Annotated in this window: 18 protein-coding genes and 1 tRNA gene; 12 read left to right on the top strand and 7 right to left on the bottom strand. The window is 63.3% G+C overall.

What is annotated here, in order from left to right; translation table 11 throughout:
* Positions 1-14 precede the first annotated feature (14 nt).
* Genes NKI17_RS23355 through NKI17_RS23345 form a run of 3 tightly spaced genes read right to left on the bottom strand, consistent with a single transcriptional unit; the run spans position 15 to position 1,708 of the window.
* Positions 15-596, bottom strand: coding sequence for a cob(I)yrinic acid a,c-diamide adenosyltransferase (locus NKI17_RS23355; RefSeq protein WP_352906866.1), 582 nt, complete (start codon positions 594-596; stop codon positions 15-17).
* 29 nt (positions 597-625) lie between these two features.
* Positions 626-817 (bottom strand): twin transmembrane helix small protein, encoded by a 192-nt coding sequence (locus NKI17_RS23350; protein ID WP_023677950.1) that lies wholly within the window; start codon positions 815-817, stop codon positions 626-628.
* A gap of 24 nt (positions 818-841) precedes the next feature.
* Positions 842-1,708, bottom strand: a complete 867-nt coding sequence (locus tag NKI17_RS23345; RefSeq protein ID WP_352906865.1) for an SDR family oxidoreductase — start codon at positions 1,706-1,708, stop codon at positions 842-844.
* Positions 1,709-1,765: 57 nt separating this feature from the next.
* On the opposite strand from NKI17_RS23345, the gene NKI17_RS23340 reads away from it, so the two are divergent.
* Positions 1,766-2,620, top strand: coding sequence for a YihY/virulence factor BrkB family protein (locus NKI17_RS23340; protein ID WP_292656768.1), 855 nt, complete (start codon positions 1,766-1,768; stop codon positions 2,618-2,620).
* Here NKI17_RS23340 and NKI17_RS23335 read toward each other — a convergent pair.
* Together NKI17_RS23335 and gluQRS are read right to left on the bottom strand one after the other, a co-directional pair.
* Positions 2,587-3,477, bottom strand: a complete 891-nt coding sequence (locus tag NKI17_RS23335) for a DMT family transporter (protein WP_023677953.1) — start codon at positions 3,475-3,477, stop codon at positions 2,587-2,589. The genes NKI17_RS23340 and NKI17_RS23335 overlap by 34 nt on opposite strands.
* A 149-nt stretch (positions 3,478-3,626) precedes the next feature.
* Complete coding sequence (gene gluQRS, locus NKI17_RS23330; protein WP_352797027.1) at positions 3,627-4,502, bottom strand: tRNA glutamyl-Q(34) synthetase GluQRS; 876 nt, start codon at positions 4,500-4,502, stop codon at positions 3,627-3,629.
* 122 nt (positions 4,503-4,624) lie between these two features.
* Here gluQRS and NKI17_RS23325 point away from each other — a divergent pair, with 122 nt between their 5' ends.
* Together NKI17_RS23325 and NKI17_RS23320 are read left to right on the top strand one after the other, a co-directional pair.
* A complete protein-coding gene (locus tag NKI17_RS23325; protein ID WP_352797029.1) occupies positions 4,625-5,266 on the top strand; it encodes a DNA-3-methyladenine glycosylase family protein in 642 nt (213 codons plus the stop codon).
* A 129-nt stretch (positions 5,267-5,395) separates the two neighbouring features.
* Positions 5,396-5,953, top strand: coding sequence for an HNH endonuclease (locus NKI17_RS23320; protein WP_023677956.1), 558 nt, complete (start codon positions 5,396-5,398; stop codon positions 5,951-5,953).
* 151 nt (positions 5,954-6,104) lie between these two features.
* Here NKI17_RS23320 and NKI17_RS23315 read toward each other — a convergent pair whose 3' ends face one another.
* The gene (locus tag NKI17_RS23315) at positions 6,105-6,623 is read right to left on the bottom strand and encodes a disulfide bond formation protein B (RefSeq protein WP_352783383.1); all 519 of its coding nucleotides are present in this window, start codon (positions 6,621-6,623) and stop codon (positions 6,105-6,107) included.
* Between the two features lie 29 nt (positions 6,624-6,652).
* Entirely contained in the window at positions 6,653-7,240 is a 588-nt protein-coding gene (locus NKI17_RS23310; RefSeq protein ID WP_023677958.1) for a YqaA family protein, read from the bottom strand.
* A gap of 455 nt (positions 7,241-7,695) precedes the next feature.
* Between NKI17_RS23310 and NKI17_RS23305 the strand changes: the two genes are divergently transcribed.
* The 9 genes from NKI17_RS23305 (at position 7,696) to NKI17_RS23265 (ending at position 17,393) form a co-directional block, all read left to right on the top strand.
* A tRNA-Leu gene (locus NKI17_RS23305) sits at positions 7,696-7,780 on the top strand.
* Between the two features lie 643 nt (positions 7,781-8,423).
* Entirely contained in the window at positions 8,424-9,863 is a 1,440-nt protein-coding gene (locus tag NKI17_RS23300; RefSeq protein ID WP_352906864.1) for an FAD-dependent oxidoreductase, read from the top strand.
* 24 nt (positions 9,864-9,887) lie between these two features.
* On the top strand, positions 9,888-11,063 hold the full coding sequence (locus NKI17_RS23295) for an acyl-CoA dehydrogenase family protein (RefSeq protein ID WP_352906863.1): 1,176 nt from the start codon (positions 9,888-9,890) through the stop codon (positions 11,061-11,063).
* Positions 11,064-11,076: 13 nt separating this feature from the next.
* Positions 11,077-12,432 carry an LLM class flavin-dependent oxidoreductase gene (locus NKI17_RS23290; RefSeq protein WP_352906862.1) on the top strand — a complete coding sequence of 452 codons (1,356 nt, stop codon included), beginning with the start codon at positions 11,077-11,079 and terminating at the stop codon, positions 12,430-12,432.
* Between the two features lie 7 nt (positions 12,433-12,439).
* Positions 12,440-12,781 (top strand): DUF3088 domain-containing protein, encoded by a 342-nt coding sequence (locus NKI17_RS23285; RefSeq protein WP_352906861.1) that lies wholly within the window; start codon positions 12,440-12,442, stop codon positions 12,779-12,781.
* A gap of 4 nt (positions 12,782-12,785) precedes the next feature.
* Positions 12,786-13,967: an acyl-CoA dehydrogenase family protein gene (locus tag NKI17_RS23280; RefSeq protein WP_352747522.1), complete on the top strand. Its 1,182-nt coding sequence runs from the start codon at positions 12,786-12,788 to the stop codon at positions 13,965-13,967.
* Entirely contained in the window at positions 13,964-15,319 is a 1,356-nt protein-coding gene (locus NKI17_RS23275; RefSeq protein WP_352906860.1) for an LLM class flavin-dependent oxidoreductase, read from the top strand. The genes NKI17_RS23280 and NKI17_RS23275 overlap by 4 nt, the downstream gene beginning before the upstream one ends.
* 74 nt (positions 15,320-15,393) lie before the next feature.
* Complete coding sequence (locus NKI17_RS23270; protein ID WP_352906859.1) at positions 15,394-16,470, top strand: LLM class flavin-dependent oxidoreductase; 1,077 nt, start codon at positions 15,394-15,396, stop codon at positions 16,468-16,470.
* Between the two features lie 62 nt (positions 16,471-16,532).
* On the top strand, positions 16,533-17,393 hold the full coding sequence (locus NKI17_RS23265; protein ID WP_352647894.1) for an NADPH-dependent oxidoreductase: 861 nt from the start codon (positions 16,533-16,535) through the stop codon (positions 17,391-17,393).
* The last annotated feature ends 28 nt before the right edge of the window (positions 17,394-17,421 follow it).

Genomic DNA, 17,421 nt, shown 5'->3' with positions numbered 1-17,421 from the left:
CGCTTCCGGCAGATTCAGCGGTTCTTGCCGGGAACCCATAGCACGTCTGCATTTCCGTTGTCATTGACCGCGCGTGCGGCGACGAACAGAAAGTCCGAGACACGGTTGATGTATCTTATCGCCTCGCGGTTGACGTGCTCGTCCGGGTCTTGCGACAGCGCCACCATGATGCGCTCGGCGCGGCGGGCCACCGTGCGGGCGAGGTGAAGGGCAGCCGCTGCCGGCGTACCGCCGTTGAGCACGAAGGATTTGAGCGGCTCAAGGTCCTTGTTGAGGAGATCGATATCCTGTTCGATGCGGTCGATCTGCGAGGCGATGATGCGCAACGGCTCGTAGTCGAGCGGCTTGCCATTATCGGGGACTGCCAGATCGGCGCCGAGGTCGAAAAGGTCGTTCTGGATGCGGTTGAGCATCGCATCGATCGCCGGATTTACTGCCGCGGTATGAATGCGGGCCATGCCGATGCAGGCATTGGCCTCGTCGACCGTGCCGTAGGCGTCGATGCGAAGGTCGGATTTCAGCCGCCGCTCGCCAGAGCCGAGGCCTGTGGTGCCATCGTCGCCAGTGCGGGTGTAGATCTTGTTGAGCTTGACCACGGGTTACCTCCCGGCTGACGGCTGCTGCGTCACTTACGGGTGAAATACACCGCCAGCATGATCAGCACCAAGGCCACGAACTGCAAGAGCACGCGTGTCTGCATCAGTTTGTTGGAGGTCATGCTGGAGCCGCCGCGCATCATGTTGATGAGGCCGCGGATCAGCACGATCACCACGGCGACCATGACGAGAACGGCGAGGATGTTGAAGACGGTTGCCATGGTGTGTTCCAGGTTGGATTGCGTTCAGGCGCGTTTGGCGAGCAGACGGTAGAGTACCGATGACGGCAGGATGCGTTTAAGGATCGCGCCGATCCTGGCCGGCACTGTTACCACATAATGCGGGCGTGGGCGCCGCGACAGAAGCGCATGGTGCAAGGCGGCATAAACCACCTCCGGCCCGGGCTTCAGCCGCGATGTGCTGCCGCCGGCCCGCAGCCGTTTGAGTTGCGCCGCATAGGCGAGGCGATGAACGGAATTCTCGTGATCGATATTCGCCAGGAACCATGCGAGGCTGTTGCTGGCGATCTTCGATTTCACCGGCCCCGGCTCGATCAGCGAAACATTGATGCCGCTGCCCAGGAGTTCTTGATAGAGGGACAGCATCAGCCCTTCGATAGCGTGCTTCGATGCCGAGTAGGCGCCGCGGAAAGGCACCGGCGCGAGGCCGAGGATCGACGAGCAATGAACGAGACGGCCATGACCCTGGCGGCGCATCACCGGTACGACGCGGCGAGTGAGATCATGCCAGCCAAAGACATTGGCTTCGAACTGCTGCCGTAAAGCCTCGACCGGCAGGTCCTCGACGGCGCCGGGCTGCCCGTAGGCGCCGTTGTTGAAGAGCGCATCGAGCCGGCCGCTGGTCCGTTCCAGCACCGACACTACCAGCGCCTCGATCGATCCGGGCTCGGTGTAGTCCAGATAAAAGGCCTCGATGCCATCGGCCTCGAGCGCGGCGATATCTTCGGGCTTTCGGGCCGTTGCGAACACCCGCCAGCCTTCCGCCTTCAGCGCTCGGGCGCAATAGGCGCCTATACCGGAAGAGGCACCTGTGACAATGATGGAGCGCAACTCTTCTCCGGGAGGACTGATGGTTTGACCTAGGGTTGTCATTTACCGCAAACCCTTCCCATATTCGCGGCGTCGGGACAATCGAAGGGAACGCGGTTCTTGTTGCGGAAGATCGTAGCCCTCAAACGCGTCCTCTACGACGCGCTCGGCCATTTCAACACCGACGACGGCTGGGCAATGGCCAGCCATCTGGCGATCACCGCGCTGATGGCGCTTTTTCCTTTCCTGATCTTCGCCACGACGCTGGCGAGTTTTTTCGGCGCGCAGGCTTTCGCCGACACCGCCGTGCACCTTGTGTTCGACACATGGCCCGAGCAGATCGCCAAACCGATCGCGCGCGAGGTGCTCAACGTGCTTACCGTCCGGCGCAGCGACCTGTTGACCTACGGTATCGTGCTTGCCGGATATTTCGCCTCGAACGGCATCGAGGCGCTGCGCACCTCGCTCAACCGGGCCTATCGCGTCTCGGAAACGCGCGGCATCATCTACCGGCGGGTGCAGAGCATCATCTTCGTGCTGATCGCGACGGCCGGGTTTTTGGCCATCAGCGTGCTGCTGGTCTTCGCGCCATTGCTGGCACGGCTGGCCGAGTCGCATTTCGAATGGATAAAACCCTATATGGGCACGATCACGCTGTGGCGTTACGTCATCGCCTCGGTAGTCATCATCGGCGGCCTGTTCGCCGTGCATTTCTGGTTGCCGGCCGGCAAGCGCCGCTTCGTTTCGATCGTGCCTGGCATCATCTTCACGCTGGTCGGCTGGCTCATCGGGTCGACCATCTTCGCCGCCTATCTCGATCATTTCTCGTCCTATGTGACGACCTATGCCGGCCTCGCCTCGATCATGATCGCCGTCGTGTTCCTCTATATCGTCTCAGCGATCTTCATCCTCGGTGGCGAGCTCAACGCCGCGATCAGCCGCTATTTAGAGGCGCGTGCCCGCGTCGGCGGCTGAGCCGTCGCCAGCCCGACGCCGAGCGTCGCGATCGCCATGCCGGCGATCTGGAGCGGGCTCAAGTGCTCACCGAACAATGCCCAGGCGATGACCGCGGTGACAGCCGGCACGAGGTAAAACAGCGAGGCGACCTTCGACATCTCGCCGTCGCGGATCATCACCATCAACAGGAAGATGGCGCCGATCGATAGCACCAGCACGAGCCAGGCCATGGCGAAGATCAGTTCGCCGTTGACGATGACCGTTCGGGTCTCGAAGGCGAGCGAGGCCAGAGCCATCACCGATGCGCCGCCGACATATTGCCAGAACGTGGCAGCCACCAGATCGCCGCCGGAAGCAAAGCGCTTCTGCCAGATGGTGCCGGCGCTCATGCCGAGTACCGAGACCAGCGAGGCGCCCAGTGTCTCGGCCGTCACGCCGCCGCCGAGCGCACCGAGCTTCGGCCAAAGCACGATCACCACGCCGATCAACCCGAGGCCGAGACCGGCCCAGTGGCGCGGCAGGATGGCCTCGCCGAGAAGCCGGCCGGCGAGCACTGCCGTGATCAGCGGCTGCAGGCCGACGATCAGGGCTGAAAGTCCGGCGGGCATGCCCCGGTGGATTGCCCAGAACACGCCGCCGAGATAGATGCCATGCATCAGGATGCCGGCACCGGTCGCGTGCAGCGCCTCATCGCGGGTGGCGCGGCTCGAACCAAGTGCGGCCATCAAAGCGACAAGCAGGATTGCGGCCAGGACAAAGCGCGCGGCCAGGAACGTAAAGGGCTCCGCCCACGGCATGGCATAGCGCGCGCCGATGAAGCCGGTCGCCCACAGGACGACGAAAGAGGCGGGGATGAACCGCTTGAGGCTGTGCATTTCCGGAGGCCGCGATGAATTCGGGTGAGGGATCGACTGCGGCGACTGCTTAATGCCGTTCGGGCCGGCAAGCAAAACCAAACGGTTGATCCATAGAGTCATTTGAATTGAAGGAGCGCCGTTGATGGCCCCGAGCTCACCGGTCTAGTCTAGAGACCGACCAGCCGCCTCACCTCGCCCGGCGATGCGCCCGTCTTACGCTGGGCGGCAAGGCCGGTATCGCCAAGACTCTTCGACAGTTTTCGTCCGTCCGGGCCGAGGATCAGGCGATGGTGAAAATAGGCCGGCTGCGGCAGGCCAAGCAGTTGCTGAAGCAGCCGCTGCACGCTGGTCGCGGAATAGAGATCCTGGCCGCGCACGACATGGCTGACGCCCTGCAGCGCGTCGTCCATGGTGACGGCGAGGTGATAGCTGGTCGGGATTTCGCGGCGCGCCACGACCACGTCGCCCCAATCCTGCGGATGGGCTTCGACACGACGCGTCGCGGAGAGCGTCTCGTCCGTGTATTCGGCCCATGACAGGTCCTTGCCGGCGCGCGCTATTGCCGCATCGACGTCCAGCCGCCAGGCAAATGGCACATTTTCGGCGGCGCGCCGCTTGCGTTCGCTCGCCGTCAACGCCTTGTCGGCGGCGGGATAGAGCGGCACGCCGTCCGGGTCGCGCGGCCAGTCGCGGCCATGCTTCTCGCTGTCGGCGATAAAGGCGCGGATCTCACTTCTGCTCATGAAGGCCGGGTAGACAAGTTCTTCCTTGATCAGCCGCTCGAGCATCGCCCGATATTCGGCAAAATGCTCGGACTGGCGGCGCACCGGTTCCTCCCAGCCAAGCCCCAGCCATTTCAGGTCGCGAAAAATGCCTGCCTCGAATTCCGGCGTGCAGCGCGTCGTGTCGATATCCTCGATGCGCAGCAGCAGGCGTCCGCCCGCCGCCTTTGCCAATTTCTGATTGAGCAGCGCCGAACAGGCATGGCCGAGATGCAGTTCGCCGTTCGGGCTCGGCGCGAAGCGGAATGTCAGCAGTGTCATTGTCCGGCGGCAATCGGGTTGTGTGGCGCTTTCGCCAATTGCTACTTTGCGCCGGTGGCGTCGTGCGTCCAGAGGGACACGTGACGAAGCGTGCGGCACTTTTGATTTTGGAACAAGCAGATATGCAACGCATCGCCAGTCTCGACGACATTGCGCAAGGGCTGGATAGGCTATGCTTACTCGACCCACGCCTGGAAAAAGTGCGCGGCATGGCCGGCGAGGTGCCGCTCAGGCTGTCGGAGCCGGGGTTCAGGAGCCTTGCTTCCATCGTCGTTTCGCAACAAGTGTCCCGCGCGAGCGCCGACGCCATCTTCGGCCGGCTGACGAGACTGCTCGATCCGCTGACGCCGCAGGCGATACTTGCCGCCGACGAGGCGATCTTTCGCGAGGCCGGGCTGTCGCGGCCCAAGCAGGGCGGCCTGGTTGCCGTCGCCCGGGCGGTGGCCGACGGGCTCGACCTCGATCACCTCGGCCGGCTCGATGCAAGCGAGGCGATCGCGGCCATGACCAGGGTGCCGGGGATCGGCCCGTGGACGGCTGAAGTCTACCTTTTGTTTGCCGCCGGACACCCAGATATCTTTCCGGCGCGCGACGTTGCATTGCAGAGCGCGGTCGGCCATGCACTCGGCATCGACCCGCGTCCGCCGGAGAAAATGCTGATCCGGCTTGCCGAATCATGGAGCCCGTGGCGCGGTGTCGCATCGCGGCTTTTCTGGGCTTATTATCGCGAATTGAAGGGCAGGGATGCCGCGCCTCCGGCCTGAATCCGCAAAAAAGCATTGAAATCATGCGTTTTTGAGACCCGGCATGATCGACAATCCGCTTCACATCCCTGTCATGTCGGGCTTACAGTATCCGCGTCGACCGGTTCTAGGGTGAAGGAGGTCAACGACGTGACGGTTGCCGTATCTCCGGATGGGCTTCCAGCGCTGGTGCTGAATGCGGATTACCGTCCGCTCAGCTATTACCCCCTGTCGCTCTGGTCCTGGCAGGATGCCATCAAGGCGGTGTTCCTCGAGAGGGTGAACATCGTCGCCGAATACGAACACGCCGTCTCTTCACCGACCTTTTCGATGAAGCTGCCGAGCGTCGTCAGCCTGAAGGCTTACGTGAAGCCGTCGAGGCATCCGGCGTTTACCCGTTTCAACGTCTTCCTGCGTGACCGTTTCCAATGCCAATATTGCGGCACGCCGGACGATCTGACGTTCGACCATGTCATTCCTCGCCATCGCGGCGGCGCCACGACCTGGGAGAATGTCGTCGCTGCCTGCTCGCCCTGCAATCTGAGGAAGGGCGGCATGATGCCGGCCCACGCCAAGATGTGGCCGCTGCAGAAGCCCTACCAGCCGACGGTGCATGATTTGCATAATAACGGCCGGCTGTTCCCGCCCAACCATCTACACGAAAGCTGGATGGATTATCTGTACTGGGATGTCGAACTCGAACCATAGAGTTCGGCAGAAATCCGCCATGCCGGTCGCCTGACGCAGCTTTCTGCGCTTCCGGTGCTCACGTACTTTAGTACGCTCCGCTCCGGTTCTCGAAAGCCACGTCATGCACTCCGGCCTGACGAATTTCTGGACGAACTCTGCGTTGTGCCGATCAGTCGCGGGCGAAGGCGCTGCGGAAGGCTACGACTGCCAGGACAAAGCTGGCGATGACGTTCCAGCCGGCCAGCGACAGGCCGAGGATGCGGAGCGCCGCCTTGTCGCAGGAGGGCGGGACGAATTTGTCGAGCGCATCGAGCACGCCCTTGCCGCCGGTGTCCACCGGCCCGGCGGCTGCGGTGCAATCGGTCGGGCCTGGCCACCACGCCCATTCGACGCCGGAGTGATAAACGCCGAGATAGACGCCGTAGAGCATCAGCAGGCCGCCAATAGCCAGCAGGCCACGGCTTACCCAGGCTGGCGCGTGAAGAGCCGACGCAAGCACCGCCAGCAGCATCAAGGGCACGCCGACGTAGTAAGGCGTGCGCTGCTCGAGGCAGAGCTTGCAGGGGATATAGCCGCCGAGATACTGGAAGGCCAGCGCCGAGCCGACCGTGGCGGCCATGGCGACAGCGAGAAACAGGGCGGTGCGCAGCCGCTGGCGTCCGGTATCGGCATTCACGGTCGCTGTCATCGGACTCAGTCCATTCGGTTCGATGTCGTTCAGACGGCGTATTTGACGACGATATAGAGCAAAATCAGGGCAGCGGCGGCGGCGCCTGCAATCTGGCCAAGGCGCTTTTCGATGAAGTGGCGGATCGGCTCGCCATAGCGGCGCAAGAGCCACGCGAGAAACAGGAAGCGAGCACCGCGCGCCACGATTGCCAGCACGATGAACAGCAGCAAAGGAACACCGATGACGCCCGACAGGATCGTCACAACCTTGATCGGCGGCAGATGGGCGAGGCCGGAGGTGACCAGCATCAGGATGATGAAGCCGACACCCGATGAGACGCGCATCGCTTCGAACTCGTCATATTTGCCGTAAAATTCGAGGATCGGCCGCGCGACCGCATCATAGGCATAATGGCCGATGAACCAGCCGGCGATGCCGCCCAGCACAGAGGCGACGGTGGCGACCAGCGCGTAACGATAGGCGCGATCCGGCCGCGACAGCGCCATCGGCAGATAGAGGACGTCGGCCGGCACCAGGAACACCGAGCTCTCGACGAAGGCGATGAAGGCCAGCCACCATTCGGCCGATTTGCTCGCCGCCAGCGACAAGGTCCAGTCGTAAAGTCCGCGAAGCATCGGCACTCCTAATGCACGCCCAAACCAGAAGCGGTCTTGGGATCACGACATGTACAAACAAGACTTGGAAGCGCCCCGCATCAACCTCGTCGGACAAGGTGCGCTTCAATGACATGCGCCGCCTGTCTAGAAAGATTTTCCGCGCTGCACAATGGCAGCTGCTTCACGAAATCGAAAGGCTCGCGTCGAGCGAGACCGGTTCTCAGGATTTGGCCAGTTGACGAACAGGCCTCCAGCCGTATAGTCCGCGCGCATCCAGGCCGCCCGGCCTGAGCCCCTATGGCGGAATTGGTAGACGCGCTCGACTCAAAATCAGGATGCGTCTACCGTCAGCCTGCAGGGTAATAGGATTGGAGGTCAATAGGTTAGGAGTTAAGGGCCGCTTAATTCTCGAACTGCCACCCTCTACCTAGGTGCAGCATGAGAGCGTTGAGAGGTAAATGAGTTAGCGCCTTGCGGGTGTGGTGAAACTGGTAGACGCGCTGGATTCAAAATCCAGTTCCGAAAGGAGTGTCGGTTCGATTCCGACCACCCGCACCAACTATCGGCCAACGAACTTTGAGAACGGCGATCATTTCACTGTCGCACGTAGTTCGAATCGTGTCTGCCGCCCCACCTGTACCAAGATACTCCGCAATGTCCGGTGATGGATGGGACAGATCAATAAATAAAATCAATATGTTATGAGAGATCGTGTGCAAAAACTGCACACGAAAGTTCCGCTACTCTTCTGTTTTCGTTCCTGCGATGGAGTAGCCGACGGGCCTCTTGGGACGCCTGTTGAATAGCTGCGCTGTCCTATCCTGCGAGGACCGTTGCTGGTGTATCCGCGATCTGCCGTCTGTCAGATGGCGGACGCCACACATGTCGGTCGACCAAGATCAAGCTTGATCCCGCTGACCACGCGACGCCGCTGATGTGCTCGACACCAATGCCCGACTGCATCGGCGTATTGCGCGTGAGCCGTAAGAAATAAAAATGACCAGTGCGCTTGCGCCCGCTGCAATATCAAAAAAGATGCTCCGGCTTCAGGGAGGCCACACGCACCGCCCATTCGTCGGCTGTGAAAGCGCGTCGTTGCAATGCAAGTGAAAAAAACTACCGGCCAATCAAAGCGAACATTTCTGGACTGTTTGCCGACCGAGGCGGAGTTTGATGAGGCTCAACTTCAGCCGGGACCGAAATGGCCTTACCGACCGATCCAGATCACGACGCCCGGGAAACACTTCGGCTGATCGGCCCTGATCCGCAGAACTGGGTGCCGGACCGGGAAGGCATCGACCATAATGTCTTCATCGTTGGCGGTGGGCAGACGGGGGCGACCTTTGCCTTCGCGTTGAGGCGTGCCGGCATTGGCAAGGTCACTGTCGTCGACGCGGCACCGGATGAAGGCAAGGCCGGCATCTGGCTCACTCATGCACGGATGAACCGGCTGCGAACGCCAAAGGGCTTGCCGGGGCCGGAACTCGGCTTGCCGGGCCTGAGCTTTCAGTCATGGTATGAAGCCCGCCATGGTGTGGAAGCCTATGCCGGTTTCGACCGCATCGCGCGGACGGATTGGGCGAGTTACCTGAAATGGTATCGCGACTTTCTCGGCATCGGCATTCGTTACGGCACACGTCTCATTCGCATCGAGCCGGCTGGCGGGCATTTTCGCCTCCACCTCGAAGCCAACGGCACGCCATCGGTCGAAACGGCGCGCAAGATCATTCTGGCCAATGGATTTGGCGGCAGCGGCGGTCCAGTGATACCGGCGGTACTTGCCGCCTTGCCGCAGGGCTTTGTCGCACACAGTTCTGCGGCAATCGATTTTGCCTCCCTCATCGGCAAGGCAATCGCTGTCGTCGGGTCCGCGGCTTCGGGATTCGATGCGGCCGGGACGGCCCTCGAAGCGGGCGCCCAATCGGTGCGTCTCTTTGCCCGCCGCAACAGCATTGCCAGTGTGCCGATCAACCGCGTGCGCGGCTATCCCGGCGCCTATGACAATTATCCTCGGCTGCCCGATGCGGTGCGCTGGCGCCAGGCATTGCGCTTCCGCGAGGCCGGTTCAACGCCGCCGCTCGATGCGGTGGAGCGGGCGGTGCGGCACCAGAATTTTCATCTCCATCTCGGTGCCCCCTGGACAAATGCGGATGTCGAAGACGGCAAGGTCGTCACCGATATCGCAGGCGAGACGTTTGCGTTCGACTTCGTCGTCGCCGGCACCGGCTATTTCGCCGACCCGACGCGCAAGCCTGAGTTCGCCGATTTCGCCGCCACCATCCGGCTATGGCGAGACCAGTACGCGCCGCCGGAAGCAGAGCTGGATGAATTTTTCGGCGCCCATCCCTATCTCGGCCTCGGCCATGAATTCCTCGAGAAGGCGCCGGGCGAAGCACCGTTCCTGAAGAATATCCATGTTTTCAATCCCGGCGGCTTCGTCAGTTTCGGCCTGCCGATCGGCGATGTTCCGTCGATCAGGCGCGATGTACCGGCCGTGGTGGCGCGCATTAGCCGCGATCTCTTCCTCGCCGATCTCGACAGCCATGAGAGCCGCATAACCGGGAGCCATCCGGCCGAGTTCGGCGAAGACACCTATGCCGCTTCCGTCTGGCGGCCGGCGCAGACCATCGCGGCGGAATAGACGCGTTTCCATGGACAAACGCCGATGACCTTCAGCCCTGACCTTTCCGACCCGTTCGTCGCCACGGCGGTCGAACTGCGCGATATCTTCGATCGGGACGCCGTGGCGCGCGACAAGGCCGGCGGGCGGCCGGTCGAGCAAATCCGCCTTTTGAAGGAAAGCGGCCTGCCGTCGGCGCAGATTCCCAAGCGCTATGGCGGCAAGGGCGCACCCTGGCTGTCGGTGCTGCGCGTCGTGCGCGAATTCGCCCGCACCGACGGCTCGCTCGCCCATCTCTACGGATACCATCATCTGCCGCTCAATGGCGTGCTGTTCCGTGGCACGGAGGCGCAGAAGGACCGGCTGCTGACACGCTCGGCAAGGGAGAACTGGGTCTGGGGCAATTCCGGCAACGCCATGTCGAAGACGTCGACGGCCAGGCGCAACGGCAAGGGCTGGATCCTTAGCGGCTTCAGGCCGTTCTCTTCCGGTTCGCACATCGCTGACTATATCCAGGTCGCCTGGGAGGACGGTCAGGACCGGCTGGCAGCCGCAATCCCGGCTGACCGTGAGGGCATCGTCATCGAGGATGACTGGGATGGTGTCGGCCAGCGGCAGACCGGCAGCGGCAAGGTGACATTCAAGGACGTGCATGTCGGCGACGACGAACTGATCGGCTCGCCAGCGGTGCCGCTGACGCCGTTCCAGACGCTGACGTCACTGTTCCAGCAGGCGGTCCTGCTCAACCTGTTCGTCGGCAGCGCGCAAGGAGCGCTGAGCGAAGGCCGCGACTATACGGTCTCGCAATCGCGCCCCTGGGTCTATTCCGGCTATGAGAAACATACCGACGATCCGTTCGTGCAACGCAAATATGGCGACCTCTATATCCGCACGCTCGCCGCGGCCGAACTGGCCGATATAGCAGCATGCAGCCTCGATGCCGCCTATGGCCAGGGCGAGGCGTTGACCCTGGAGCAGCGCGGGCAGACGGCGATCGATCTCGCCACCGCCAATGTCTACGCCGGACAAATCGGCCTCGATGCGTCGAGCGAGGTTTTCGAGGTGATGGGCGCCCGCTCAGCCACCAAGGCCAACGGCTACGACAGGTTCTGGCGCAACGTGCGCACGCACACGCTGCACAATCCGGCCGAATACAAGAAGCGCACGATCGGCACCTGGTTGCTCACCGGGGAATTGCCGGTCGGCGGATTGTATCGCTGAGGAGGCACGGAACATGGCCAGCCGCAAGGACAAGCTCAAGCTTGGAGCCTTTCTTCTCTTCACCGGCCACCATGTCGCAGCCTGGCGCCACCCGGAGGCAGGAGAAGGGGCCAGCCTCAACGACTATGTCGAGCTGGCCCGGCTGGCGGAAGCAGCCAAGTTCGACACGATCTTCTTCGCCGACGGCGTTGCGGCGCGGCTGAAGGATATGGAGGCCGCCAGCCGCAAGGCGCATAGCGGCGTCTATCCGTTCGAGCCGATCACGCTGCTGTCGGCACTGTCGGCTGTGACCAGGAACATCGGCCTCATCGCCACGGCGTCGACCAGTTTTTCCGATCCCTACAATCTGGCCCGCCAGTTCGCGTCGCTCGACCATCTGAGCGGCGGGCGGGCCGGCTGGAATCTGGTCACTTCGTCCGATCCGGAGGCAGCGTTCAATTTCGGTCACGAGACGCATATCCAGCATGGCGAGCGCTACGACCGCGCCGAGGAATTCGCCGATGTCGTGCTCGGCCTGTGGGACAGCTGGGAAGATGACGCCTTCCCGCGCGACAGAGCAAGCGGGCGCTATTTCGACAAGGACAAACTGCATGTGCTGAACCACAAGGGCCAGCACTTCAAGGTGCGTGGTCCCCTGAACACGCCGCGAACGCCGCAAGGCCATCCGGTCGTGGTCCAGGCCGGGGCGTCGGATCCGGGCAAAGAGCTGGCGGCTCGTACCGCGGAAGCGATCTTCGCCGCTCAGATCACGCTCGACGAAGCAACCGCCTTCTATGCCGACGTCAAGGGCAGGCTCGGCAAATACGGCCGCTCGGAGGATGATCTGAAGGTCCTGCCTGGCATCTTCCCGGTCGTCGGCCGGACCGAAGCCGAGGCGCAGGAGAAGTTCGAACAGCTGCAGGACCTCATCCAGCCGGAAGTCGGCCTCGGTTTGGTCTCGGCGCTGGCCGGCGGCTTCGACCTCAGCTCTTACCCGCTCGATGGGCCCGTGCCTGAATTGCCGGAGACCAATGCCGGCAAGAGCCGGCAAGCGCTGGTGATCGATCTGGCGCGGCGCGAGAAACTGACGATCCGGCAGCTCTATCTGCGCATCGCAGGCGCCCGCGGCCACTGGCAGGTGGTCGGCACGCCGCAACAGATCGCCGACACCATGGAAGAGCGGTTCGAGAATTACGGCGCCGACGGCTTCAACATCATGGCGCCGATCATGCCCGGCGGCTTGAAGGATTTCATCGAGCTGGTCGTGCCGGAACTTCGCCGCCGTGGGCTATTCCGCGATGAGTACGAGGGCAGGACCTTGCGCGACAATCTCGGCCTGAAGCGGCCGGCAAACCGTTTTTCGCGGCATGCCGCGGCGGCTGCGGAATAGGCCGGCAATGGTGCGCGACACGCTCTTTCTCATTCAGCCGGGTTTCGCCGACCCAAAGCACCCCGGCCGAGCCTTCGTCTGTCCCTATTGCAACCAGGTCGAAGGGCTGCTCGCTGCCTTTCCCGATCTCGCCAGCAGACTAGACGTCGAACGCGTCCCGTTCGCAAGGCCGAGGGGCAAGGTGATCGACGCGCTCGGCGAACGGCACCAGTCGCTGCCGGTGCTGATCATCGGCAGCGATCCGCCCGCCGACTTGCCGACGGCCAACGGCAAGGTCTTCGCCGATGACACCAGGCGCATTCTTGCACTGCTTGCCGAGCGCCACGGCTTCCCGCATCTGCATGAGTGAGACGATGACCTTCGATCCCGATACGTCCAATCCATGGATCGCCAAGGCGGTCGAGCTGCGCGACATCTTTGCCCGCGATGCGGTCGAGCGCGACCAGCTTGGCGGCAGGCCTACCGAACAGATCCGTCTGCTCAAGCAAAGCGGCCTGCTCACCATCGTGATCCCCAAGGAATTCGGCGGCGCCGGGGAACCCTATTCGACGGCGCTGAAGATCGGCCGCGAGTTCGCCAAGGTCGACGGCTCGATCGGCCATATCTACGGCTACCATTTCAGCGCGCTGATCGCCGCCAGGCTCAATTCGGACGAACCGCGCTCAGCCGATCTGCTACGGCGTTCGGCTGCCGGCGACTGGTTCTGGGGCAACACCGGCAACAGTTTTTCCAAAACGCTGTTCGGCCGCAAAGATGGCGAGTGGACGATCGTCAACGGCTTCAAACCCTTCGCCTCCGGCTCGCATGTCGCCGACTATCTTTCGACCTCGTGGGAAGACGAGGTCAGCGGCGAGAGGAAATTCGCGGCGATCCCCGCGAACCGCGAAGGCATCACCGTTCTCGATGACTGGGACGGCATCGGCCAGACGCAGACCGGCAGCGGCAAGGTCGCCTACAAGGACGTCAGGATCCACGACAGCGAGTTGGTGCGCGGTTGGGTCGACGCGTCACTGCCGATCCGCACCATCGGCCCGCTGCAGCAGCAAAGTGTACTGCTCAATGTCTTCATCGGCACGGCCCAGGGCGCGCTGCTGGCGGCACGAGACTACACGCTCAATAGTTCGCGGCCGTGGATGTATTCCGGCGTCGAGCGCCATATCGACGATCCATGGATCAAGCGGCAGTATGGCGAACTCTGGGTCAAGACGCGGGCAGCGACAGTGCTGGCCGATCGGGCTGCGGCGGCGATCGATCATGCGATCGCGCGCGGCAAGGCGCTGACCGAGCAAGAACGCGGCGAGGCGGCGGTTGCCGTCGCCGCGGCCAATGTGCTGGCAGGCGATGTCGCGCTCGAAGTCACGACCGAGATATTCGAGGTGATGGGTGCCCGCTCCGCAGTGCGCAAATACGGCTTCGACCGCTTCTGGCGCAACGCACGCATTCACACCTTGCACAACCCTGCCGAATACAAGACCCGCACTGTCGGCACCTGGTATCTGACCGGCGCTTATCCCGAGCCCGGCGTCTTTCGATGAGCGGCCGGCAGCTCCATCTCAACGTCAACATCCTGCATGCCGGCTTCTCGCCGGCGGCATGGCGGATGGACGGCGTCGACCCCTATGCCGCCTTCACCGTCGACCACTATGTACAGGTGGCGAAGATCGCAGAGCGCGCAAAGCTCGACGCCGTATTCCTTGCCGACCAGGCGGCGATATCGGACCGCATTGACTATCGTCCGATCACGTCGCTGGAGCCGACCATCGTGCTGGCGACGGTAGCCGCCGCAACCGAGCGCATCGGCCTGATCGCCACCGCTTCAACCAGCTTCAACGAGCCCTACAATATCGCCAGGCGCTTCGCGACGCTCGACCATGTCAGCGGCGGACGCATCGGCTGGAACATCGTCACCACGGCCGATCCCGCCTCGGCCCGCAATTTCGGCCTCAACGGTGCCATCGATCATGGCCGGCGCTACGAGCGGGCGGCGGAATTCGCTGACATCGTCAAGGCATTGTGGGACAGCTGGGAGGACGATGCCTTCATCGGTGATGTCGCCAGCGGGCGCTTCGTCGATGCCACCAAGGTTCACGCCATCGACCACAAGGGCGCACATTTCTCGGTGCACGGGCCGCACAATGTGCCGCGTTCGCCGCAAGGGCATCCGGTGGTCGTCCAGGCCGGCGGGTCCGATGACGGCAAGGACCTCGCCGCCCGCCACGCCGAAGCCGTGTTTTCCGCATCGCAATCTTTCGAGGAAGCGCTCGGCTATGCGCGGGAACTTAAGGCGCGTGCCGTCGCCTATGGCCGCACCGGCGGCGTGCCGCTCAACCTCGCCGGCCTAGCCACCATCATCGGCAGCACAGAGGCGGAAGCGGAGCGGCGGCAAGAAGAGCTGTGGGATCGCATTCCGCTCGACTACAGCCTTGGGCGGCTGTCCGGCGTGCTCGGCATCGACCGCGAGCGGCTGAAGCTCGACGAGAAGCTGCCAGAAGGGATTCAACTGCCTCCCAATGGCGGCCACACCTTCTTCAAGGCCACGCTCGCGCTCGCGCGCAGCAACGATTTCACCGTTCGCCAGCTGATCCGGGCGCTGAACGGCAGCACCGGCCACCGCACCATCGTCGGCACGCCCGAGCAGATCGCCGACGACATCGAAAGATGGTTTGTCGCCGGCGCCGCCGACGGTTTCAACCTGATGCCGGACGTCCTGCCGACCGGACTGGAGGTCTTTGTCGACACGGTGGTGCCGATCCTACGCCGGCGTGGCCTGTTCCGCAGCGAATATGAAGCGCGCACGCTGCGCGACCACCTCGGCCTTATCAGGCCCGAAAGCCGCTTTGCACCGCAGCCGCGCAAGCCGCCAGGGCTGCAAGGGGCAGCCTTTTGAATGATCATCAAAATGCAGCTGAGCGGAAGGTCCTGCCATTGACCTCCATGCCCGACAAAAATACAGGCCCGAGAATGAGCGCTGATACCGAGTTTCTTTGGTACATCCCGAACCAGGTCGATCCCGGTCATCGCGGCGAGCCGGCCGTCGAGGACCACAACAGCCTGGAGACGCTGACCAGCCACGCGAAGGCGCTTGAGGAACACGGTTGGAAGGGCGCGCTGATCGGTACCGGCTGGGGGCGGCCCGACACGTTCACCGTCGCCGCCTCGCTCGCCGCGCGGACCACCTCCTTCGAACCGCTCATCGCGATCCGCCCCGGCTACTGGCAGCCGGCGCACTTCGCATCCGCGGTCGCCACGCTCGACCAGCTGATCGCCGGGCGCGTGCGTATCAACATAGTGTCGGGCAAGGACAACCTCGCTGCGTATGGCGACAGCGAAGGCGAGCAGAACCATCGCTATGCCCGCACCGGAGAGTTCATGCGGCTGGTCCGCAGACTTTGGACCGAAGAGAACGTGACCTTTGCGGGCGAGCACTTCCAGGTCACCGGGTCTACCGTCATGCCCCGCATTCCTGTGCGTGGCGATCGTCGCCATCCGAAGCTCTATTTCGGCGGCGCGTCGGAGGCGGCCGAGCGGGTGTCGGCCAGCGAGGCGGATGTCCAGCTCTTCTGGGGCGAGCCGCTCGACGGCGTCCGGGAGCGGATCGAGCGGCTCAAAGCCTTGAGCAGCGAACTCGACCGAGACCTCCCGCCTCTGGAATTCGGGTTGCGGGTCACCACGCTGGTCCGCGACACCACTGGCCAGGCCTGGGCGGACGCCGAGGCGAAGGTCGAGGAGATGGCCAAGGGCCAAGGCGCCGGCTGGAACGATCACGGTCGGGCGGTAGCGGTGGGCCAGCAGCGTCTGCTTGATCTGCACGCGCGTGGCGAGGTGCTGGACGACAACCTCTATACTGCGCCGGGCAAATATGGCGGCGGCGGTGCCGGTACCACCTGGCTGGTCGGCTCGGCCGCCGACGTCGCCCACTCGCTCGGCAGGTACGGGGATCTGGGCATCACGCATTTCGTGCTCTCGGACACGCCGTACCTTTCCGAGATCAAGCGGCAAGGCGATCAGTTGCTTCCGCTATTGCGCAATGGGGCCTAAGCCGCGCTTCTTGAACCGGCAAGGGCCGGCGAGGGAAGCCAGATTGCCAAGTAGGGAAGACGATGTCACAGCCGGCCGCCTTCAGCATCCGCCCTTCCGACGCCGACCTGCGTGGTGAAGCGGCGCTGCGGCGGCGTTACCGGGCGCCGCAACATACGCACACCGGAAACTGGAACGAAGCCCTCGAGGCGATCCTTTCGCATCGCTCGGTCCGCAACTATCTCGCCAGGCCTCTGCCCGAAGGAATGCTCGAACTGATCATCGCGGCCGCCCAGTCGGCACCGACCTCGTCCAATCTCCAGGCGTGGAGTGTCGTCGTCGTCGAGGATCCGGCGCGCAAGGCGCGGCTTGCCGGACTGGCGGCGATCAATCGCCATATCGAGCAGGCGCCACTGCTGCTGGTCTGGCTGGCCGACCTGTCGCGGCTGCGCGCCATAGCCGAGGCAAACGGCCGGGAGGGCGAGGGGCTCGACTATCAGGAGAGTTTTCTGCTGGCCGTGATCGACGCCGCACTTGCCGCGCAGAATGCCGTGGTGGCGATCGATGCGCTCGGGCTCGGCTCCTGCTACATCGGCGCCATGCGCAATCATCCGCAGGAGGTGGCACGCGAACTCGGTCTGCCGCCGGAAACCGTGGCGGTGTTCGGCCTGACCGTCGGCTATCCCGATCTCCTGGCTGCGACTGACATCAAGCCCAGACTGCCGCAGGCTGTGGTGCTGCACCGCGAGCGCTATCGATCAGAGCCCGATCCGGACGATCTTGCAGCCTACAACCAGAGGCTTCGTTTATTCCAGCAGGAGCAGGCGATGCCTGTGGTGGACTGGACAGAGTTGCTTTCGAACCGCATCGGCAGCAAAGCAGCGCTGAAAGGCCGTGATCGCCTGGGCGAAGTGCTGAAGGCCCTGGGCTTCAAGCTCAAATAGGCGCGCGCCTGCTCGCGAGACCGAGGCG

The organism is Mesorhizobium sp. M0816 (assembly GCF_040320005.1).
GTDB lineage: Bacteria > Pseudomonadota > Alphaproteobacteria > Rhizobiales > Rhizobiaceae > Mesorhizobium.
The sequence above is the reverse complement of the archived record's forward strand: the minus strand, read 5'-3'. Positions and strand labels throughout refer to the sequence as shown.